The following is a 19,913-nucleotide window of genomic DNA, read 5'->3' on the forward strand; positions in this document are numbered from 1 at the left end:
CCCCGTCGGCCCGGTCCCGCCACCCGCGCGGAACCGGGCCGGCGGCGTTCCCGCCTCCCCGGCCCCTCCCCCGGCGGATAGCCTCTGCCCGTGAGCACCAACGCCTCCTTCACCCCGCCCTCCGGGGCCCGCACCTACCGCCTGTGCACCCCGCGCGGCGAGTTCGCCGCCGTGGACTCCCCCGTGGCCGACGGCACCGAACCGAGGGGGACCGTGCTGATGCTGCCCGGGTTCACCGGCAGCAAGGAGGACTTCACGCTGCTGCACGGCCCCCTCGCGGCACGCGGGTACCGCACGGTCGCCGTGGACGGGCGGGGCCAGTACGAGTCCCCCGGCCCGGAGCACGACGAGGCCCCCTACGCACAGGAGGAGCTGGCCCGGGACGTACTCGCCCAGGTCACGGCGCTCGCGGTGCCGGTGCACCTGCTCGGGCACTCCCTCGGCGGCCAGATCGCCCGTGCCGCCGCACTGCTCGACCCGGCGCCCTTCCTGTCCCTGACGCTCGTGTCCTCCGGCCCGGCGCGGATCTCCGACTCCCAGCGGCAGCGGGTGCGGCTCCTGCGGGACGCCCTCGACACCCTGACGATGGAGGAGGTCTGGAAGGTCATGCGGGCCATGGGCCCGCCCGAGGAGGCCGAGGGAGCCGCCCGGGGGCCCGCCGACCAGGAGCGGCTGCGGGACCGCTGGCTGGGCACCACGCCCGCCCAACTCCGCGTCACCGGAAGGCAGTTGTGTGAGGAGCCGGACCGGATTCCCGAGCTGGCGGCCCTGCCGCTGCCCTTCCACGTGCTGTCCGGGGAGAGCGACGACACCTGGCCCGTGCCGCTGCTGGACGACATGGCCCGGCGTCTGAGCGCGCACCGCACGGTCGTCGCCGGGGCCGAGCACTCCCCCAACACGGACCGGCCGCTGCCCACCGCCCGCGCCCTGGCCGACTTCTGGGACACCGTGCCGGGGGAACGACCGGACGACTTCCCCGGCATCTGATCCGGGCGCGGCCCCCGGCCGGGGCCCACCCCGGCCGGCGCCGACGGTACGGGGCCGCGCCCCGGGCCCGCCCGGTCCGCCTGGCAGGTGCCGCGCTGGTACGCCGCGCTAGTACTGCGCCTGCAAGTGCTCCCAGAAGCCGTCGCGCAGGGCCCGGCGCAGGTCGGCCTGGCCGCGTAGCGAGTACTGGAGCAGTCCCTCGGCCTCCACCAGGAGGTCCTGGTCGACGGAGCCGGGGAGGTAGGGGTGGCCGGGGAGCAGCTCGACCAGCGCCTCGCGGCCCCGCGCCCCGAGCCACTTCGCGGCGATCTGCGCGCCGACGAAGCGGACGTCCTCCCGTGACGGCCGGGTCGCGCCCGCCGTCTCGTAGGGCGGGGCGGTGCGCCGGGAGACGTACGGCTTGAAGAACTCCAGGTCGAAGGTGCGCTGGCTGTCGACCTCCCAGAGCAGCGGCTCGGCCTGGTTCTGGCCCTCGGGGGCCTCGATGCCCCACAGGTGGACGCGGGCGCCGTACCCCTGGGCCGCCTCGACGGCGGAGACCAGGTCCTCGTCGCCGCCGAGCAGGGCCGCGTCGCTGATGGCGCGGTGCCGGGCGAGGGACTCCAGGTCGGAGCGGATGAGGGAGTCGACGCCCTTCTGCTGGTTGTTCGCGTTCAGGTTGCCGAGGCGGACCTTGACGTCCGGCAGCTCGGCGATGGACTGCTGCTCCAGGGTGTGGATGCGGCGCCGGGCGCCGTCGTACCAGTAGACCCGCAGCAGCCGGCTGTCGGCGAAGATCGTGCGAGCCTTGTCGATGAGCGCCTCGATCAGCCCCTCGGCGTCGAGGTCGAAGGCCCGGCGGTCCTCGGTCCCGGCCACGAGCCGACCCGCTGCCGCGTACAGGTACCCGGCGTCGACGAAGATCGCGTGGGTGGAGGGCGTCTTCGCCACCTCGGCGAGCATCCGCCGCAACAGCTCGTTGGTCTGATCGATGCGGGCATTCAGGGACCCGGGGTCGTCGTTCATCGTCTCTATTGTCCCGGCGGTCACGCTGCGAACACAACCGGTCCCGGTCAGTCTTGCATCGGACATCTATCGATCGACGATTCGGCGACATCCCGCCAATCGTTAGCTGCTCGAAAATTTTCCTTAGCCTAGGGAATGTTTGCATGGTGCAGTTCGTTCTTTTCTGTGGAACCCAGGGCACCGATGACCCTGGACACCTCAGTAGTTCTCCTCAGGAGGATGATCAGATCAAGGGAGAGGCCATGCGCTTTGAAGTCATGCGACTCGACGACGTGGACGGGACCCCCGTGGACACCACCATCGTGGACGCCGCCTCCGTGAACCGCATCGTGCAACAGGCCGCCGCCATAGGGCAGCGCCTGTGGATCCGTCCGGCCGAGAGTCCGGCCTCGTAGCGCGCGGCGCGCGTGAAGAGAGTGCGAGCCCTCGTACGACACCGACCGGTGCCGTGCGGGGGCTCTGTCGATTCCCCGGCCGGGAGGTGCGCCGGCCGGAGCCGGAGGTCCGACGGCCGGGGAGGGCCGCCGGCCGGGTCGGGCCCTCAGGCGCCCTGGATCACCTGGGTGACGCCGTTGATGATCTGCTGCACGGCGATCGCGGAGAGCATCATGCCCGCGAGGCGGGTCACCAGGACCACGCCGCCGTCCTTGATGACGCGGATGATCAGGAGCGAATAGCGCATCACGAGCCACAGCACCACGTGGATGGCGAGGATCGCCGTCCACACCGACACCTGCGCGCTCACGCTGCCGGCCTTCTGCACCGCGAGGATCACCGACACGATGGCGCCGGGTCCGGCCAGCAGGGGCATGCCGAGCGGGACCAGCGCCACGTTGACGTCCTTGGTCTGCTTGGGCTCGTCCGTCTTGCCGGTGAGCAGGTCGAGGGCGATCAGCAGGAGCAGCAGCCCACCCGCGATCATCAGCGCGGGCACCGAGACGTGCAGGTAGTCCAGGATCTGGTTGCCGAGCAGCCCGAACACGGTGATCACACCGCCGGCCACGCAGACGGCCTGGAAGGCCATCCGCTTCTGCACCTTGGCGGGCCGTCCGGAGGTCAGCGCGAGGAAGATCGGCGTGATCCCGGGCGGGTCCATGATCACGAAGAGGGTCAGGAAGAGGGAACCGAAGACGGCGAGGTCGAACATGAGCGTGAGAGAGCCTTGCGATGACGGGGACCGGCCGCGCGGCGCGCGGACGGACGGAACAGAGGAAGACGACGGGAGGGCGACCGGCGGCGGGCGACGGACGGCACGGGCCGCCGGTGTCGCGCGGGCCGGGTCCGGGGTCCGGGTCCGGGGTCCGGGCGGGGTCAGACTCCGCCGGCGCCCGGCACGGGGAACGCCCCGAAGGACCGGCGCGTGATCTCCCCGTAGACCTCGGGGTCCGTCGTGTACTCGCCGAGCCGGCAGGTCTTCCGGCTCCCGTGGTAGTCGCTGGACCCGGTGACCAGCAGCCCCAGCTCCGAGGCGAGGCCCCGCAGGTGGGCGCGCGTGGGCTCGTCGTGGTCCATGTGGTCGACCTCGATGCCGTCGAGGCCGGCGGCGGCCAGGTCCGCGATCAGGCTCTCGGGCACCGTGCGGCCCCGCTTGGCGGCGGCCGGATGGGCGAACACCGTGACCCCGCCGGCGCCCTTGACCAGGCGGATCGCCTCGAAGGGGTCGGTCTCGTGCTTCTCCACCGCGGCCCGGCCGCCGTCGGCCAGCCACTCCTGGGTGAAGGCGTCGCCGACCGTGGGGACGACACCGAGTTCGACGAGGGCGGAGGCCACGTGCGGACGGCCGACCGATCCGTCGCCGGCGATCCGCGCGACCTGCTCCCAGGTGACGGGGACGCCCAGCTCGTTGAGCCTGCGGACCATGGCGCGGGCGCGCGGCACCCGGTCGTCGCGGACCAGCTCCCGTTCGGCGAGCAGCTCGGGCTCCTCCGGGTCGAAGAGGTAGGCGAGCATGTGCACGCCGACTCCGTCGATCCGGCAGGAGAGTTCGGCGCCGGTGACCAGGGTGAGCCCCGCGGGCAGCGCGGCGCGGGCCTCGGCGTGGCCGCGGGTGGTGTCGTGGTCGGTCAGCGCGACGACGTCCAGTCCGGCCGCGGCGGCCTTGCGCACCAGCTCGGCCGGGGTGTCCGTGCCGTCGGACGCGGTGGAGTGGGTGTGCAGATCGATGCGCACGACGCGACTCCCAGGCGGTGACGGGACGGAAAGGGACACCCACAGGATAACCGGAGTCCCAGCCTTCGATGTCACACCCGAAAGCGCCGAGCGCCCCCTACGTCGCAGGCGGCCCCCCGACCGTACGCACGGACTCCCGGGAACCCCCTCCTCGGAGCGCGCTTTCCTACGGACGCAGCAGCAGGGGCGACAGCGCCCCGCACGGCACGAGTTCGATCTCGGCGCCCGCGTCCCGGAGGTCGGTCAGCACCAGCTCGTCGTGCATCAGCAGGCCGGTCTGCTCGGGGAAGACGACGGCCCACAGCCACACCCCGAGGGCCTCCCCGGCGAAGACCGCCCGGTCGTCCGGGGCGTCGGAGACGTGCCACAGCGGGGTCGGGCGGCCGGCGGCGAGCACCTTGGCCTGGGGCGGCTTGCCGACGTCCAGGTACGGTCCCGGGTCGGGGGCGTCGAGGCCGGCGAACCGCGCGCCGAGGCCCACGCCCAGTTCCTCGGCGACGAGGATCAGCTCGCCCATGCCGCCGAGGGGGCCGGGTCCGGTGCAGGCGACGGCGGTGGCACGGCCGCCGCTGCGGTCGTCGCCCGCGCAGACGACGCCGGTGAAGAGCCAGCCGACCGGCAGCGGCCACGGCATCCACACCGGCACCTCGGTGCGGCGGACGATCACGCCGAGCGCCTCGACGCTGGGCGGGAGGACGGGCTGCAGAGGATGCACAATCCCGTGCACGGCGCACTGCCAGGTGTCCGAGAAGAGGCCGGGAGCCCGCACCCGGCCACCGCACTTCGGGCAACTGGGTTCACCCCTCATAAGGCCCCACGGTCCTCCCCCGGCCCCGCCACGTCAAGGACGATCACCGCCGCGAACCGGGACGCCCACCCCCGCGGAACAGGATGTACGCCCCACCGATCAGCCGCCCGGCACGACCGCCGGCCCCGCCCGAGCCCGGCGTGGACGGGCGCCGGCCCCGCCCAACAGACCGTGGAATCCCGCCTGTTGGTGAGATCGGTCACCCGGCGCCCCGGGTGGCCGGGCCGGGTCGGGCGGCGGGACCCGGCCGTTCAGTCCAGCCGGACCGAGGCGCGCAGCGGGTCCCTCAGGTCCGTCCCGTGGGAGAGCCAGCGCTCACGCAGCGCCTGCGCCCCGTGCACCCGCTTCCAGGCGGCCTCGTTCGGCGTCATGGGCAGCAGGGGCAGGAACCGTACGGGGTCCATCGGCGGGTCCAGTTCCAGGTCCTCCACCAGGCCGCCCGGCTCGGCCACCAGCACCGAGGTGAACGGGGCGCCGGGCCACAGCGCGCCGCCGGTGTCCAGCGAGGCGCCCGGCGCCACGATCACGCCCTCGACCTGCGGGGACGCGGCGAGCACGGCCAGCGGACGGAGCACCTTGTCGGTGTCGGCCCGCCCCGTGCGCACGGAGAGCACCAGCTCGGCGCGGGGCCCCTGGACCGGGTCGGCGACGAGGGCCGAGGGGTCGGTCATGGGCTGGGCGGACATGCCGAGAGTGGCGTAGCGGACGATGTCGCCCTCGGGACCGCCGCCCGGGAAGCGCAGCACCTCGATGCGGTCGGCGCCGAGGAAGGTGACCGCCGCGCGCGCGTCCGGCTCACCCAGCGCACCGCGCAACCGGGCCTCGGCCAGGGGAAGAACATCAGCCATGCGGCGAGCATAGAACTCACCAGCACACGGCAAAGCGGCGCCTTGACACGCGGGGCGACTGGTACTCTGAGCCGGCGGTCGGGCAGCACGCGAAAGCGCGGCGATCACGTCCCGACGCTGTGAACACTCCCCTACGGGGAACCCCTTCAAACAGGGGATGGATCGTCCCTCACGGGGGACCGGCCGGAGGAGGTGGGGCTGGCATGGACCGAAGTCGACCGTGCAGTACCACTCGCTCTTCCCGCCGCTGATCCAGCTTTCCGGCCCCGGCACGCTGCGGGCCCTCGTTCACCTGCGCGTCTTCACGCGGAAGAGCACTGCGTCTCGTTTTGCCTGATCTGCCCGTCTGCACCGGCAGACGAATCAGCAGCGAAGCCGATCACCGCGACGGTGCGGTGCCCCCCGCTTTGTGGACGCGCCTCACGCACATGGCCAGGACGTCCTCATTCCGGGTGGTTCCACCCCTCGCCGACGCCCTTCGCTGCCCGTCGCGAAGGAGCCTGCCATGTCGATGATCCGAGACCTGCGCGCCGCGGTCCGCCCCTCACGCGTCTCACCCCGCAAGGACGAGGGCTACGCCCCCGTGCCGTGCCCCCAGGCCGTCTCCGCCGTCGTCGACTGCGCCGTCTACCGGGACGGCCGGCGCATCGAGCAGGCCGGACCGCTCGGCCCGCAGGAGGCGATGCGCCAGGTGCGCCGCGACGGCGGCTTCGCCTGGATCGGCCTGCATGAGCCCAACGAGGACGAATTCGCCGGTATCGCGCGGGAGTTCGGGCTCCACCCGCTGGCAGTGGAGGACGCCGTCCGGGCCCACCAGCGGCCCAAGCTGGAGCGCTACGACGACTCCCTCTTCACCGTCTTCAAGACCATCCACTACCTCGACCACGACAAGCTCTCCACCAACAGCGAGGTGGTCGAGACCGGCGAGGTCATGTGCTTCACCGGACGGGACTTCTTCATCACCGTCCGCCACGGCGGCCAGGGTTCGCTGCGCGCGCTGCGCCACCGGCTCCAGGACGACCCCGAGCTGCTGGTCAAGGGCCCCTCGGCGGTGCTGCACGCCATCGCCGACCACATAGTCGACGGTTACATGGCGGTCGCCGACGCGGTGCAGGACGACATCGACGAGGTCGAGACCGAGGTCTTCTCCCCGGACCGGCGGGGCACCCCGCGCGGCACCGACGCCGGACGGATCTACCAACTCAAGCGCGAGGTGCTGGAGTTCAAGCGGGCGGTGGCGCCGCTGCTGCGCCCCATGCAGCTCCTCAGCGAGCGGCCCATGCTGCTGATCGACCCGGAGATCCAGAAGTACTTCCGGGACGTCGCCGACCACGTGGCCCGGGTGCAGGAGCAGGTGATCGGCTTCGACGAACTGCTGAACTCGATCCTCCAGGCCAACCTCGCCCAGGCGTCCGTCGCGCAGAACGAGGACATGCGCAAGATCACCTCCTGGGCCGCGATCATCGCCGTGCCGACGATGGTGTGCGGTGTCTACGGGATGAACTTCGAGCACATGCCGGAGGTCGAGTGGCGCTACGGCTACCCGCTGGTCCTCGGCATCACGGTGGGCATCTGCCTCGGCATCCACCGCATGCTCAAGCGCAACGGCTGGCTCTGAACGCCCACTACGGCCCGGTCCCATCCGGCGGCCTCTAGGCTGACCGCATGACACCCGAGCTGCTCGACCAGGCCCTCGTCGAGGAGGCCACCAAGAAGTCCGGCCTCGTCTGGGTCCGGGCGCCCGGCGTGCCCGCCCGCCCCCTGTGGCACGTCTGGCACGAGGGCGCCGCCTGCGTGGTCGGCGACGGACCCGGCGAGCAGCCGCTGCGCGCCCTGACGGACGGGACCACGGCCGAGGTCACCGTGCGCAGCAAGGACAAGGGGGGCCGCCTGGTCACCTGGACGGCGCGGGTGGTGGAGCTGGCGCCCGGTTCCGACGCCTGGCAGGCGGCCGTCGCCGACCTCAAGGGCAAGCGGCTGAACGCGACCGACGGCGAGGCCATGCCCGACCGCTGGGCCCGCGAGTGCCGGGTGCTGCGCCTGGAGCCGACCGGGGAACTCGCGCCGCTGCCCGACGGCTCGCTGGCGGAGCCCGCCCCGGCGAGCCCGGCGACCACCCGGGAACCGGCTCCGGCGGCCCTGCCCCGGCTGCTGTTCAAGCGGCGCCGTCGGCGCTAGCGGACGGCCCTGTACCCGCCCCGCCGCCGCTCCCGCCCGGCCCCCGCGTCCCGCTCCCGTTCAGGAGGTCGGGAGCTGCTTGCCGTAGTCGAGGGTCTCGTCCGCCTCCGGCTCCTCGACCGGGACGTCCTTGTCCCAGTCGGAGAAGCTGAGCGTGCCCGCGCTGCCCGCCCGCACCAGGCGTACCGGGTACGGCGTGCCCTCCAGGGAGACGTCCAGCGAGCCGCCGGAGCCGCCGTCGCCGCTGACCCGGATGGTGCGGACCCCGCCCTGCTGGTGCCGGCCGTCGGTGGCGAGCGTGCCGTGCAGCGTGAGCAGCCCCTCCAGCAGGTCGTCCTTGTCGGTGAAGCCGCTGAACTTCTGGTACGCCGGATCGCCCTGCGGCACCTTCACGTACTTGTCGGCCAGCTTGGCGGCGGCTGCCTTGTCCCCGCCGTCGTGGCTCCAGAAACCGGCGTCGGCCTTGAGGTAGAGCTGGTCGCCCACGCGCAGCAGCCCGAACGTCGTGCCCCCGCCGGCGACCGACCCGGTGCCCCCGTCCGCCGTGAGCCGCATGTCGAGAGTGTAGGTGCTGCCGCCGGCCTCCACGGTCCCGTGCAGGCGGACCGCCCCGGCGGAGCCGGCCACGGCGAGGGCCTTGCTGTGGATGGCGGCGGCCGGGAGCTTCCCCACGCCGTTGGTGCCCGCGTCCGGGTCCTCGGCCCGGCAGCCCGTCAGCCCGGCCCCCGTCACGGCCAGGGCGCACAGCGCGCCCAGGAGAGCGGCCCTGCGGATTCGGCGCCGGGGAGTCACAGTCACAGGTGGGGCTGCCTTTCTGACGGGGCCATGCGGCGTACGGCAGCGTACCGGGGCCGTGGCGGCGCCCGACGCCGGTCCGTCCGGACCCGGTTGCCAGGGCAGGGCTCTTCGGGACGGGCTAGCCTGAAGGCCGTCCGAGCGGGCATGTCGGAAATGGAACACCGTACGCAACAGCCCAGACGCAAAGGAGCCGCCGCCATGGCAGCGGGCGCCCCCCGGATCTTCGTCTCCCACCTCTCCGGTGCCGCCGTCTTCGATCCCAACGGCGACCAGGTGGGGCGCGTGCGCGATCTGGTGGTCATGCTCCGCGTCGGCCGCAAACCCCCGCGGGTGCTCGGACTCGTCGTCGAACTCGCCACCCGGCGCCGCATCTTCCTGCCCATGACCCGGGTCACCGGCATCGACTCCGGCCAGGTGATCACCACCGGCGTGCTCAATGTGCGGCGCTTCGAGCAGCGGCCCACCGAGCGGCTGGTCTTCGGCGAACTGCTGGACCGGCGGGTGACGCTGGTGGACACCGGCGAGGAGGTCACCGTGCTCGACCTGGCGGTGCGGCAGCAGCCCTCCCGCCGGGAGTGGCAGATCGACCGGGTCTTCGTCCGCAAGGGCCGCAAGGGCGGCGCCTTCCGCCGCAACCGGGGCGAGACGCTGACCGTCGAGTGGTCCGCGGTGACCGGCTTCTCGCTGGAGGAGCACGGGCAGGGCGCCGAGAACCTGCTCGCCACCTTCGAGCAGCTCCGCCCCGCCGACCTCGCCAACGTCCTGCACCACCTCTCCCCCAAGCGGCGGGCCGAGGTCGCCGCCGCCCTCGACGACGAGCGGCTCGCCGACGTGCTGGAGGAGCTGCCGGAGGACGACCAGATCGAGATCCTCGGCAAGCTGGAGGAGGAGCGGGCGGCGGACGTCCTGGAGGCGATGGACCCGGACGACGCCGCCGACCTGCTGGGCGAGCTGCCGGAGGAGGACAAGGAACGGCTGCTGAACCTGATGCAGCCCTCCGACGCGGCCGACATGCGGCGCCTGATGTCGTACGAGGAGCACACGGCGGGCGGTCTGATGACGACCGAGCCGCTCGTGCTGCGCCCCGACGCCACCGTCGCCGACGCGCTGGCCCGCATCCGCAACCCCGACCTGTCCCCGGCGCACGCGGCGCAGGTCTACGTGTGCCGCCCGCCGGAGGAGACGCCGACCGGCAAGTACCTGGGCACCGTCCACTTCCAGCGGCTGCTGCGCGATCCGCCGTACACGCTGGTCGGCTCGATGCTCGACGACGACCTGCAACCGCTGGCGCCGGACGCCGCGCTGCCGGTGGTCGCCGGGTTCTTCGCCACGTACGACATGGTCGCGGCGCCCGTCGTGGACGACTCCGGGTCGCTGCTGGGCGCGATCACCGTCGACGACGTCCTGGACCACATGCTGCCGGAGGACTGGCGGGAGACCGAGTACCACCTGGACGAGGGGGTGGGCCCGGATGGGGCCTGAGCGCGAGCCGGCGGCCCGCGAGCGCGTGGTCTCGGGGGCGACGGCCACCACCCGCCCGCGCTTCCGGCTGGACCAGCCCCGCCCGCCGCGCCGCCGGATCGTGCCGGAGTGGGACCCGGACGCCTTCGGCCGGCTCTCCGAGCGCATCGCGCGGTTCCTGGGCACCGGGCGGTTCATCGTCTGGATGACGGTCGTCATCATCCTGTGGGTGGTGTGGAACGTGACCGCGCCGAGCGGTCTGCGGTTCGACCAGTACCCGTTCATCTTCCTGACCCTGGCCCTGTCCCTCCAGGCGTCCTACGCGGCCCCGCTGATCCTGCTCGCGCAGAACCGGCAGGACGACCGGGACCGGGTCAACCTGGAGCAGGACCGCAAGCAGAACGAGCGGTCGATCGCCGACACCGAGTACCTGACCCGGGAGATCGCGGCCCTGCGCGTGGGGCTCGGCGAGGTCGCCACCCGGGACTGGATCCGCTCCGAGCTCCAGGACGCGCTGCGCGAACTGGAGGAGCGCCACGAGGGCCCGCGCGGCGGTTCCGGGGCGCCGCCGGCCCACGGTCCGGGCACGGGTGACCAAACCGACCGGTGACGGGCTTCCCACCCCCCGTGGTGGGCGCCGTACCATCGTCATCATGGCTACGGAAGACGCGGTGCGCGAGGCGCTGGCGACGGTGAACGACCCCGAGATCAACCGTCCCATCACCGAGCTGGGGATGGTCAAGTCGGTGGAGATCGGCGCGGACGGAGCGGTCGCGGTCGGTGTGTACCTGACGGTCTCCGGCTGTCCGATGCGGGACACGATCACCCAGCGTGTGACGGAGGCGGTCTCGCGGGTCGAGGGCGTCACCCGGGTCGACGTCGAACTCGACGTGATGAGCGACACGCAACGCCGGGAGCTGGCCGAGGCGCTGCGCGGCGGGCAGGCCGAGCGCGAGGTGCCCTTCGCCAAGCCCGGCAACCTGACCCGGGTCTACGCGGTCGCCTCCGGCAAGGGCGGCGTCGGCAAGTCCTCGGTGACGGTGAACCTGGCGGCGGCGATGGCGGCGGACGGGCTGAAGGTCGGGGTCGTCGACGCCGACATCTACGGCCACTCGGTGCCCCGCATGCTCGGCGCGGACGGGCGTCCCACCCAGGTCGAGAACATGATCATGCCGCCGTCGGCGCACGGCGTGAAGGTCATCTCCATCGGCATGTTCACGCCCGGCAACGCCCCGGTGGTGTGGCGCGGGCCGATGCTGCACCGCGCGCTCCAGCAGTTCCTGGCGGACGTGTACTGGGGCGACCTGGACGTCCTCCTGCTCGACCTGCCGCCGGGCACCGGCGACATCGCGATCTCGGTGGCGCAGCTCGTGCCGAACGCCGAGATCCTGGTGGTGACGACGCCCCAGCAGGCGGCGGCCGAGGTGGCCGAGCGGGCCGGCGCCATCGCGGTGCAGACCCACCAGAAGATCGTCGGCGTCGTGGAGAACATGTCCGGTCTGCCCTGCCCGCACTGCGGCGAGATGGTCGACGTCTTCGGTACGGGCGGCGGCCGGGCGGTCGCCGACGGGCTGACCCGCACCACGGGGGCGACGGTGCCGGTGCTCGGCTCGATCCCGATCGACGTCCGGCTGCGCGAGGGCGGCGACGAGGGCAAGCCCGTGGTCCTCTCCGACCCGGACTCCCCGGCCGGCGAGGCGCTGCGCTCGATCGCGGACAAGCTGGGCAACCGGGAGCGCGGCCTGTCGGGGCTGTCGCTGGGGATCACGCCGCGCAACAAGTTCTGACCGCCGGCGCGGCCGGGATGCCGTCGGTACGACCAGGGGGCGCTGTCCGTGGGACGGCGCCCCGTGGCGTACGCCCGCCCGCCCGTGGGCGTCGCGGGCGCGGCCCGCTCAGGCGTGGGCGGCGATGTCCTTGACCACGGAGAAGGCGAGCCCGTAGGCGCTCATGCCCCTGCCGTACGCGCCCAGGTGGACGCTCTTGCCGGCCGAGCCGGCCAGTACCCAGCCGTAGGCCGACTCGCGGTAGTGGAAGGTCGTCGGCACCCCGTCCACCGGCAGGGACAGCGTCGACCACTCCGCCGCGTCGAGGTCGTCGGCGAGCGACCAGGCGGTCTCGGTCTGCTGCTCCAGCCAGTCGTCGCGCAGGGTGTGGTCCATCTGGCCGGGCCAGGTGAAGGAGAGCAGCCCCACCCCGGCGAGCCACGCCGCCGAGGAGACGGAGGTGGCCTCCAGCAGGCCCGTGCCGTCGGCGCTGCGCCGGTCGGGACTGGCGGCCACGGTCACCACGACCGCGAACTTCTCCTTGGCGTCCTGGTCGTCACCGGCCACGTGTTCGTTGCGTACGGACGGTTCGTCGCCGTGGCCGATCGCCCCGTGTTCCACCGTCCCGTCGGCCGCGGTGCCGACCTGCATCAGCCAGCGCCGTCCCGTGAACGCCTCGTCGAGGCCGTACCACGGGAAGGGTGCGCGCAGGTAACCGTCGACCGTACGCCAGGCGGAAGGGCCGGGTTGTCCGCCCTCCGCGGCCGACGCTCGCGCGACGGCCCGACTCGTCGTCTCCATGTGCCCGGAGCCTCCTCGATCTCGGCGGGCCGGAAACGGCCCGCCCCCCTTCGGGCGCACTCCTCCGGTCCGCACAACGACTCGGGCAGCATAGCCACACCCGCACGGGCCGCCGCGAGCGCAGGCGGGCGCGTGGAGTACAGGGAATCCGCCGACGGGGGGCGGCACCACCGGTCCGGAGTACAAAACGCCCCCCGTGCGCCCGGGGCGTGCGCCGGGGGCGCACAGCGGTGGGACTCGGGGTCAGGTGGCGTCCGCGTCGTAGGGCGGGTGATCGTCGCGGGCGGGGGCCGCGGGCTTCTTGGTCATGTCCACCCGGCCGCCGGAGGAGCCCGGGGCGGAGGCGGCGCCGGCGGCGGGCGCGGGGTCCGCGTCGCGGCTGTGGACGGCGTCGGCGACCTCGGACATCTCCTTCTTGAGGTCGAAGCCGTTGCGGATCTCCTTGAGCCCCAGGTCCTCGTTCTCCAGTTGCTTGCGCAGGAACGTCTTGGGGTTGAGGTCCTCGAACTCGAAGTCCTTGAACTCCGGGCCAAGCTCCTGCCGGATGTCCTGCTTGGCGCTGTCGGAGAACTCCCGGATCTTCCGGATGGTGCGCGCGACGTCCTGGATGACCTTGGGCAGCTTGTCCGGACCGAAGATGAGCACGGCGAGGACGACGAGCGTGACCAGCTCAAGCGGTCCTATGTCATTGAACACCTGTAGCTCCTTGCGATGTCCGGGCCGCCACCACGGTACCCGCCGACCCCGGTCGGCCGGTACCGTCCCGGCGCGGCCACGTCAGCTCCCGCCGGAGGAACCGAGCACGAGGGAGACCTTCGTCTCGCCGCCGTCGCGCAGCAGGGTCAGCTCCAGCCGGTCGCCGGGGCGGTGGGCGCGGATCTTGACGATGAGTTCCTCGCCAGAGTGCACCCGCTGGCCGTCGACCTCGGTGATCACGTCACCGGACCGGATGCCGGCCGCGGCGCCGGGGCCGCCCGCCGTGACCGGGGAGCCGCCGTCGCTGCCCTCGGCGGAGACGCGGGCGCCGTCGCCGGAGTAGCTCATGTCGAGGGTGATGCCGATGACCGGGTGGGTGGCCCGGCCGGTGTTGATCAGCTCCTCGGCGACGCGCTTGCCCTGGTTGATCGGGATGGCGAAGCCGAGTCCTATCGAGCCGGCGCGGCCGGTGTCCGACTCGCTGCCGCCCCCGTCGGCCGAGCGGATGGCGGAGTTGATGCCGATGGCCCGGCCCCGCGCGTCCAGGAGGGGGCCGCCGGAGTTGCCGGGGTTGATGGGGGCGTCGGTCTGGAGCGCGTCGACGTAGGAGACGTCGCTGCCGTCGCCCTTGTCGCCGCCGGCCGTGATGGGCCGCTCGCGGGCGCTGATGATGCCGGAGGTGACGGTGCCGGCCAGGTCGAAGGGGGCGCCGATGGCGACGACGGGGTCGCCGACCCGGACGTTGTCGGAGTTGCCGAGGGGCAGCGGGGTCATGCCCTTGACGCCCCGGACGCGGACCACGGCCAGGTCGTACCCGCTGTCGCGGCCGACGACGGTGGCCTCGGCGGTGTCCCCGCTGTTGAAGGTGACGGTGATCTCGCCGCCGGTGCCGGCGGGTTCCACGACGTGGTTGTTGGTGAGGATGTGGCCGCGGCCGTCGAGGACGAAGCCGGTGCCGGTGCCCGAGGCGTCGCTGCCGCGCACGTGCAGCGTGACGACGCTGGGCAGGGCGCGGGCGGCGATGCCGGCGACGCTGTCGGCGGGGCGGCCGTCCGGTTCCCGGCCGGCCTGGGGCAGCTCGACGGCGCCGATGCCGCCGTCGCGCTCCAGGTGGACGCCGACGACACCGCCGGCGACGCCGGAGACCACGGCGATGGCCAGGGCGGCGGCGATGAGCGTGGTCCGGGTGCGCCGGCGGCTCTGGTCCCGGGTGGGGACGGCGGCGCCGGTCTGCTGGAGGGGCTCGGCGGCGACCGGGGGCGCCCAGGGGTCGTAGCGCTGCCAGGGGTCGGGGGCGGGCGCGGGGGCCGGGGCGGCGGGGTGGGGGTGGTCTTCGTAGGGCCGCTCGCCGTGGGGCGGGTCGCCGTACGGCCCGTTGTCCTGGTGCCGGTCGCCGAAGGGCCGGTCGTCGTACGGCCCGTTGTCCTGGGGCCGCTCGCCGTGGGGCCGGTCGTCGTACCGCCGGTCGTCGCGGAGCCCCTCGCCGAAGGGCCGGTCGTCGTACGGCCGGTCGTCCTGGGCTCGGTCCCCGGCTGCGGAGCCCGTGGGCGGGTCGGCGGGGGCTGCCGAGGGCGGCGCGAAGGGCACCCCCGCGGGCGGGGTGGCGCCCGGGTCGGCCGGGAGCGGTGCCGTGGGCGGCGTCGCGGGGGCCGGGAGCGGTGCCGTGGGCGTCATCGGGGCCGGGGGCGCGAAGGGGGCCGCCTGCGGGGGTGCCGGGGCGGTTGCGGGGTGGGCCGGGGCGGTTGCGGGGTGGGCCGGGGCGGTCGCGGGGTGCTGGACGGGCGGGGCGGGGGCCCAGGGGCCCGGTTCGCCGTAGGGCGGGGTGCTGTAGGGGTCCGGGTCGTGCAGGGGGCGGGGGCGCTCGGCCACGGGCGCGGGGGGCGGGGTGCCGTCCGTGACGCCCGTGAGGCCGGCGGCGGCTCCGGGGGCGACGGGCGCGGTCTCGGGCCGGGGCAGCGCGTAGTCACCCTCGTCAGCGCCGGGCGTCCCGGGGCCCGCCAGCGCGTAGTCGCCGTCGGACAGGTCGTCGGACGGGCGAGGGCGGCTCCACCATTTCGCCCTCGCGGGCTTCCCCTCGGTCATGTTCTCCCCCACAGCAGGCCGTGCTCGTCGGCTCCCAGGGCTCTGGCGCCCTCCCGGATTCAATCAGGTTTCCCGAGGCGGGCGCGCGAACCGCGGTCAGGGAGCCGGCCGCGCGGTCACACCCGGGGACGCCGGAGGCGGCGAGGACGCTTCCGCCTCGGCGGCCGGGGCGGCGAGCAGGCCGGGCGGGCGCACGTCGGGCACCGTCGGCCAGGGCGAGAGGGAGAGCGGGGGCACGGTGCGCAGCGGGCGTATCAACGGGGACATGGCGGCGGCGCCGGCCATCACCGGGGTGGTCAGCGCGTGGACGGCCTGCGCGCGCGGGTCGGCCGACGGGGCGGGCACCCCGGGCAGCAGGGGCGCGGAGGCCGAGGTGGGGACGGCGGGTGCGACGGGGGCCGCGGGGGCGTCCCCGAAGCCGAGGTGGCCCTGGGACTGGCCGAGCAGCGGGGTGGTGGAGCGGCGGCGCTGGTTCTCCGGGGTGGCGGCGGCGGCCGTGCCCTGGGTGCGCAGGGGCGTCACATTGCTGCCGCTGCCGGAGCCGCCGCGGGCCTCGGCGGTGGTGTCGGGGGTGCCGACGGTGACGCCGCCGAGGGCGATGGCGGCGAGCGAGACCGCGCCGGCGGCGGCGAAGGCGAACCGCAGCCCGCGCGAGGCGGACCGGTCGGAGTCGTGCCGGCTCACGTCGGCGATGCGGAAGCCCCGGTCCGCGACGGGCGCGGGCAGCGCGGCGGGGTGGGGCCGCGCGGGGACGTAGTCGAACTCGAAGCGCTGCTCGCCGCCGGTGCCGAAGACGCCGGAACCGGAGCCGGGTCCGAGGCGGCCGGGCAGTCCGGCGAAGCCCGTGCCGCCGCCCGGCGGTCCGCCGGCGTCGGGATCACCCCCGGGCAGGCCCTGGAGGCGGGCGAGGAAGCTCTCGGAGGGGCCGGGCGGGGCCGTCTCGGCGAAGACGCTCTTCAGCCGCCGCTGGGCGTCCAGCTCGGTCTTGCACTTCGGGCAGGTCGCCACGTGCGCGAGCACCCGCTCACGCGCGTCATGACCGAGCTCTCCGTCCACCAGGGCGGAGAGTCGGTCTCCCAGATGCTGTTCCGCGAGTTGCCCCTCGCGTTTCGGACGTGTCCCGCTCACGCGCTCGTGCCCCCTCCTCCCAGTGCGGGAACGCCGGCCATGAAGGACCGGCGTTCGGCGCGGGCCTGGGGAGAACGGTGGGCGAGGGCCTTGCGGAGCTGGGAGCGGCCCCGGTGGATGCGGGACCGCACGGTGCCGAGCTTGACGCCGAGGGTCGCGGCGATCTCCTCGTACGACAGTCCCTCGATGTCGCAGAGGACGACGGCGGCGCGGAACTCGGGCGCGAGGGTGTCCAGCGCCTGCTGGACGTCCGCGTCGAAGTGGGCGTCGTGGAAGACCTGCTGCGGGTTGGGCTCCCTGCTGGGCAGCCGCTCGGCCGCGTCGTCGCCGAGCGCGTCGAAGCGGATGCGCTGCTTGCGGCGGACCATGTCCAGGAAGAGGTTGGTCGTGATGCGGTGCAGCCAGCCCTCGAAGGTGCCCGGCGTGTAGGTCGACAGGGAGCGGAAGACACGGACGAAGACCTCCTGGGTGAGGTCCTCGGCGTCGTGCTGGTTGCCCGTGAGGCGGTAGGCGAGGCGGTAGACGCGGCCGCTGTGGGTGCTGACGATCTCCTCCCAGGTGGGCGGAGTCCACGCGTGTGTGTCCGCGTCGCCGGCGAAGGTCGCGGTCTGGACTCGCCCCGTGGCGGGACGGGCGGCGTGGCTGTGGTCAGCAGCGGTGTCGTTCACGGATTTCGGCCTGCCCGCCGACCCGAGGATGCGCCGTAGCACTCCTCCGCGATCCACGGGTACGGCCGCACCTCCCCTGTCGGCTCTGGTGGTGTCCAGTGGAGCCCCTACCATAGCCACCTCGCCCGTTAGCTCCGGATAAGCGGTTTTACGAGAATTTGATCTGCGCTGGTCCGGGTCGTGCGGGTGCGTCGCCGCGCGGGCTGTGCCCTGGTCCACGGATACCCCCGTCCTCGTCCCGGCCGTTCGGCGCTCGATTCCCCTCGCCCGTTGAACGGCCGGTCCCATCTGCGAGTTCCCGACCCCAACGGATACAGTCACGCCCGAGGCAACGACAGGGACAGGAGAGGGTCATTACCGGCAACCGGCAGACGAGCTGGGCGTTCGCCGACGCCTATGTCGCCGAGGACGACGCGCTGCACTGGGCGCGCGAGCGGGCCCGTGAGGCGGGCCTGCGCTCGGTGACGCCCGGCACGGGCGCCGCGCTGGGACTGCTCGCCGCCACCGTGGACGCCAAGGCGGTCGCGGAGATCGGCACCGGCTGCGGTGTGTCGGGGATTCACCTCCTGCACGGCATGCGTCCCGACGGGGTGCTGACCACCGTCGACCCGGAGCCGGAGCACCAGCAGTTCGCGCGCCAGGCGTTCCGGGCCGCGGGCTTCGCCAGCAACCGGGCCCGCTTCATCCCCGGCCGGGCCCTGGACGTGCTGCCCCGGCTCGCCGACGCGGGCTATGACCTGGTCTTCTGCGACGGTGACCGGCTGGAGTACCTGGACTACCTCGACGAATCGTTGCGGCTGCTGCGCCCCGGAGGTCTGGTCGCCTTCGAAGGGGTGTTCGGCGCCGGCCGCACGGTCGGCTCCGGACCGCAGCCCACCGAGGTGCTGCGGCTGCGGGAACTGCTGCGCGCGGTCCGCGAGAGCCAGGAGCTGGTGCCGTCCCTGCTGCCGGTGGGCGACGGACTGCTCTGCGCGGTGAAGCGGTAGCCGACCGGCGGGCGCCGGAACCGCGGTGGTCCCCCGTGGGAAACGGGAGGGGCACGCGGGGCGCGGGAATGCAGGTACTGCCGGGAATGGCATCACCCCGGCACCGAGGCGGCACCGGGGCGATTCGACGGGCAGGGCCGTCCGCGTCAGCCGACGACCTTCTTGAGGGCGTCGCCGAGCGCGTCGGCCTCGTCGGGGGTCAGCTCGACGACGAGTCGACCGCCGCCTTCGAGCGGAACGCGCATGACGATGCCCCGCCCCTCCTTGGTCACCTCGAGCGGGCCATCACCCGTCCGCGGCTTCATGGCCGCCATGCTCGTTCCCCTTCCTGATACCAGCTCACCGTCACAGCCGACGGCCCCTGAAGGGCACGCGCGGTCCGACCGAGGACGCACGACACCGGCATCGAACACATTGCTTCCCGGCCATTATCCCGCATCCCTGGACCCGATGACCAACATCAGTCGGCATCGCTTGCGCAACGCACGCGAGCAAAACCACTCAATTCGGCGATGTGACTGCGATACTGCGCGCTCGCGCCCACTCCCGCCGAATGTCCGCACACCCGCGTTCTTTGACGCAGGTCACATCCCGGCGCGGGCCCGGCGGCCGTGATCTCCGTCATGCTGTGCAGCAGACCCGGACGTACCGGCGGGTACGGCGCACCGTTCCGTCCGCCCCCCGCCACGTCCACTGACCGCGACGCGGAGGGACAGTCATGGCCGACACCGTGCTCTACGAGGTGAGCGACGGGCTCGCGACGATCACGCTGAACCGCCCCGAGGCGATGAACGCGATGGACGTCGAGACCAAGGTCGCGCTCCGGGAGGCGGTACGGTCCGCGGCGGCGGACGACGCCGTGCGGGCGGTGCTGCTGACCGCGGCCGGGGACCGGGCGTTCTGCGTCGGCCAGGACCTCAAGGAGCACGTCGAGCTGCTCACCGCCGACCGGGAGCGGGGCTCCGGCGACACCATGAGCACGGTGCGCGAGCACTACAACCCGATCGTCCGGGCGCTGGTGGAGGCCCCGAAGCCGGTGGTCGTCGCGGTGAACGGGGTGGCGGCCGGGGCCGGCCTCGGCTTCGCGCTCGCGGCGGACGTCCGGATCGTCGCGGACACGGCGAAGTTCACCACGTCCTTCGCGGGGGTCGCCCTCACCGCCGACTCCGGCGTCTCCTGGACGCTGCCCCGCGTGGTCGGCCCCGGCCGCGCCACCGACCTGCTGCTCTTCCCGCGCGCCATCGACGCCCGGGAGGCGTACGAGCTGGGCATCGCCACCCGGGTGGTGCCGGCCGCCGAGCTGCGCGCCGAGGCGGAGCGGACGGCGCGGGCGCTCGCGCAGGGGCCGACGGTGGCGTACGCGGCGCTCAAGGAGTCGATCGCCTACGGGATGGCGCACTCGCTCGGCGAGACGCTGGAGAAGGAGGACGAGCTCCAGACCCGGGCGGGCACCTCCGAGGACCACGCGATCGCCGTGCGGGCCTTCGTGCGCAAGGAGAAGCCGGTCTACCTCGGGCGCTGAGCCCCGGCCG

Annotated in this window: 21 protein-coding genes; 9 read left to right on the forward strand and 12 right to left on the reverse strand. The window is 73.5% G+C overall.

The genetic code is table 11. The features are described from left to right. Positions 1 to 90 precede the first annotated feature (90 nt). Positions 91 to 987: an alpha/beta fold hydrolase gene (locus J5Y05_RS17850; RefSeq protein WP_210873560.1), complete on the forward strand. Its 897-nt coding sequence runs from the start codon at positions 91 to 93 to the stop codon at positions 985 to 987. A 108-nt stretch (positions 988 to 1,095) separates the two neighbouring features. Here the strand turns inward: J5Y05_RS17850 and J5Y05_RS17855 are convergent, their stop codons facing one another. Next, positions 1,096 to 1,992: an NYN domain-containing protein gene (locus tag J5Y05_RS17855; RefSeq protein WP_210873562.1), complete on the reverse strand. Its 897-nt coding sequence runs from the start codon at positions 1,990 to 1,992 to the stop codon at positions 1,096 to 1,098. Positions 1,993 to 2,234: 242 nt separating this feature from the next. Here J5Y05_RS17855 and J5Y05_RS32765 point away from each other — a divergent pair, with 242 nt between their 5' ends. Beyond that, entirely contained in the window at positions 2,235 to 2,387 is a 153-nt protein-coding gene (locus tag J5Y05_RS32765) for a DUF8834 family protein (RefSeq protein ID WP_078855784.1), read from the forward strand. A gap of 146 nt (positions 2,388 to 2,533) precedes the next feature. Here the strand turns inward: J5Y05_RS32765 and J5Y05_RS17865 are convergent, their stop codons facing one another. From J5Y05_RS17865 to J5Y05_RS17880, 4 genes are all read right to left on the reverse strand, one after another. Beyond that, positions 2,534 to 3,139, reverse strand: coding sequence for a MarC family protein (locus tag J5Y05_RS17865; protein WP_210873564.1), 606 nt, complete (start codon positions 3,137 to 3,139; stop codon positions 2,534 to 2,536). Between the two features lie 164 nt (positions 3,140 to 3,303). Continuing rightward, positions 3,304 to 4,161, reverse strand: coding sequence for a PHP domain-containing protein (locus J5Y05_RS17870; protein ID WP_210873566.1), 858 nt, complete (start codon positions 4,159 to 4,161; stop codon positions 3,304 to 3,306). A gap of 166 nt (positions 4,162 to 4,327) precedes the next feature. Continuing rightward, positions 4,328 to 4,969, reverse strand: coding sequence for a DUF6758 family protein (locus tag J5Y05_RS17875; protein WP_210873567.1), 642 nt, complete (start codon positions 4,967 to 4,969; stop codon positions 4,328 to 4,330). Between the two features lie 251 nt (positions 4,970 to 5,220). Next, on the reverse strand, positions 5,221 to 5,817 hold the full coding sequence (locus tag J5Y05_RS17880) for a suppressor of fused domain protein (protein ID WP_210873569.1): 597 nt from the start codon (positions 5,815 to 5,817) through the stop codon (positions 5,221 to 5,223). A gap of 505 nt (positions 5,818 to 6,322) precedes the next feature. Here J5Y05_RS17880 and J5Y05_RS17885 point away from each other — a divergent pair. Together J5Y05_RS17885 and J5Y05_RS17890 are read left to right on the forward strand one after the other, a co-directional pair. Further along, entirely contained in the window at positions 6,323 to 7,435 is a 1,113-nt protein-coding gene (locus J5Y05_RS17885; protein ID WP_210873571.1) for a magnesium and cobalt transport protein CorA, read from the forward strand. Between the two features lie 47 nt (positions 7,436 to 7,482). Next, positions 7,483 to 7,995: a hypothetical protein gene (locus J5Y05_RS17890; protein WP_210873573.1), complete on the forward strand. Its 513-nt coding sequence runs from the start codon at positions 7,483 to 7,485 to the stop codon at positions 7,993 to 7,995. A 60-nt stretch (positions 7,996 to 8,055) separates the two neighbouring features. Here the strand turns inward: J5Y05_RS17890 and J5Y05_RS17895 are convergent, their stop codons facing one another. Then, positions 8,056 to 8,793 (reverse strand): hypothetical protein, encoded by a 738-nt coding sequence (locus J5Y05_RS17895; protein ID WP_210873574.1) that lies wholly within the window; start codon positions 8,791 to 8,793, stop codon positions 8,056 to 8,058. A 198-nt stretch (positions 8,794 to 8,991) separates the two neighbouring features. Here J5Y05_RS17895 and J5Y05_RS17900 point away from each other — a divergent pair, with 198 nt between their 5' ends. From J5Y05_RS17900 to J5Y05_RS17910, 3 genes are read left to right on the forward strand one after another with little or no spacing between them, the layout of a single operon-like run. Next, complete coding sequence (locus J5Y05_RS17900; protein WP_210873576.1) at positions 8,992 to 10,275, forward strand: magnesium transporter MgtE N-terminal domain-containing protein; 1,284 nt, start codon at positions 8,992 to 8,994, stop codon at positions 10,273 to 10,275. Next, complete coding sequence (locus tag J5Y05_RS17905; RefSeq protein ID WP_247614818.1) at positions 10,265 to 10,864, forward strand: DUF1003 domain-containing protein; 600 nt, start codon at positions 10,265 to 10,267, stop codon at positions 10,862 to 10,864. Before J5Y05_RS17900 ends, J5Y05_RS17905 begins: the two co-directional genes overlap by 11 nt. Positions 10,865 to 10,907: 43 nt before the next feature. Then, positions 10,908 to 12,041, forward strand: a complete 1,134-nt coding sequence (locus J5Y05_RS17910) for an Mrp/NBP35 family ATP-binding protein (RefSeq protein WP_210873583.1) — start codon at positions 10,908 to 10,910, stop codon at positions 12,039 to 12,041. A gap of 108 nt (positions 12,042 to 12,149) precedes the next feature. On the opposite strand, the gene J5Y05_RS17915 is transcribed toward J5Y05_RS17910, so the two are convergent. The 5 genes from J5Y05_RS17915 to sigE all read right to left on the reverse strand — a co-directional run bounded on the left by J5Y05_RS17915 (position 12,150) and on the right by sigE (position 17,395). Continuing rightward, positions 12,150 to 12,821 carry a hypothetical protein gene (locus J5Y05_RS17915; RefSeq protein ID WP_210873585.1) on the reverse strand — a complete coding sequence of 224 codons (672 nt, stop codon included), beginning with the start codon at positions 12,819 to 12,821 and terminating at the stop codon, positions 12,150 to 12,152. Positions 12,822 to 13,064: 243 nt separating this feature from the next. Next, a complete protein-coding gene (locus J5Y05_RS17920) occupies positions 13,065 to 13,517 on the reverse strand; it encodes a sec-independent translocase (protein WP_210873588.1) in 453 nt (150 codons plus the stop codon). An 81-nt stretch (positions 13,518 to 13,598) separates the two neighbouring features. After that, positions 13,599 to 15,599, reverse strand: a complete 2,001-nt coding sequence (locus J5Y05_RS17925) for a S1C family serine protease (protein WP_210873590.1) — start codon at positions 15,597 to 15,599, stop codon at positions 13,599 to 13,601. A 96-nt stretch (positions 15,600 to 15,695) separates the two neighbouring features. Then, positions 15,696 to 16,727 carry a zf-HC2 domain-containing protein gene (locus J5Y05_RS17930; RefSeq protein WP_210873592.1) on the reverse strand — a complete coding sequence of 344 codons (1,032 nt, stop codon included), beginning with the start codon at positions 16,725 to 16,727 and terminating at the stop codon, positions 15,696 to 15,698. Then, positions 16,724 to 17,395, reverse strand: coding sequence for an RNA polymerase sigma factor SigE (sigE, locus tag J5Y05_RS17935; RefSeq protein ID WP_210873594.1), 672 nt, complete (start codon positions 17,393 to 17,395; stop codon positions 16,724 to 16,726). The genes J5Y05_RS17930 and sigE overlap by 4 nt, the downstream gene beginning before the upstream one ends. 311 nt (positions 17,396 to 17,706) lie before the next feature. Here sigE and J5Y05_RS17940 point away from each other — a divergent pair, with 311 nt between their 5' ends. Continuing rightward, positions 17,707 to 18,381 (forward strand): O-methyltransferase, encoded by a 675-nt coding sequence (locus J5Y05_RS17940; protein ID WP_210873800.1) that lies wholly within the window; start codon positions 17,707 to 17,709, stop codon positions 18,379 to 18,381. Positions 18,382 to 18,527: 146 nt separating this feature from the next. Here the strand turns inward: J5Y05_RS17940 and J5Y05_RS17945 are convergent, their stop codons facing one another. Continuing rightward, complete coding sequence (locus J5Y05_RS17945) at positions 18,528 to 18,695, reverse strand: DUF3117 domain-containing protein (RefSeq protein WP_003966491.1); 168 nt, start codon at positions 18,693 to 18,695, stop codon at positions 18,528 to 18,530. A 404-nt stretch (positions 18,696 to 19,099) separates the two neighbouring features. Between J5Y05_RS17945 and chcB the strand changes: the two genes are divergently transcribed. Further along, positions 19,100 to 19,903 (forward strand): 2-cyclohexenylcarbonyl CoA isomerase, encoded by an 804-nt coding sequence (chcB, locus tag J5Y05_RS17950; protein WP_210873596.1) that lies wholly within the window; start codon positions 19,100 to 19,102, stop codon positions 19,901 to 19,903. Positions 19,904 to 19,913: the final 10 nt, after the last annotated feature.

It is taken from the genome of Streptomyces tagetis (genome assembly GCF_018069565.1).
Taxonomy (GTDB): domain Bacteria; phylum Actinomycetota; class Actinomycetes; order Streptomycetales; family Streptomycetaceae; genus Streptomyces; species Streptomyces tagetis.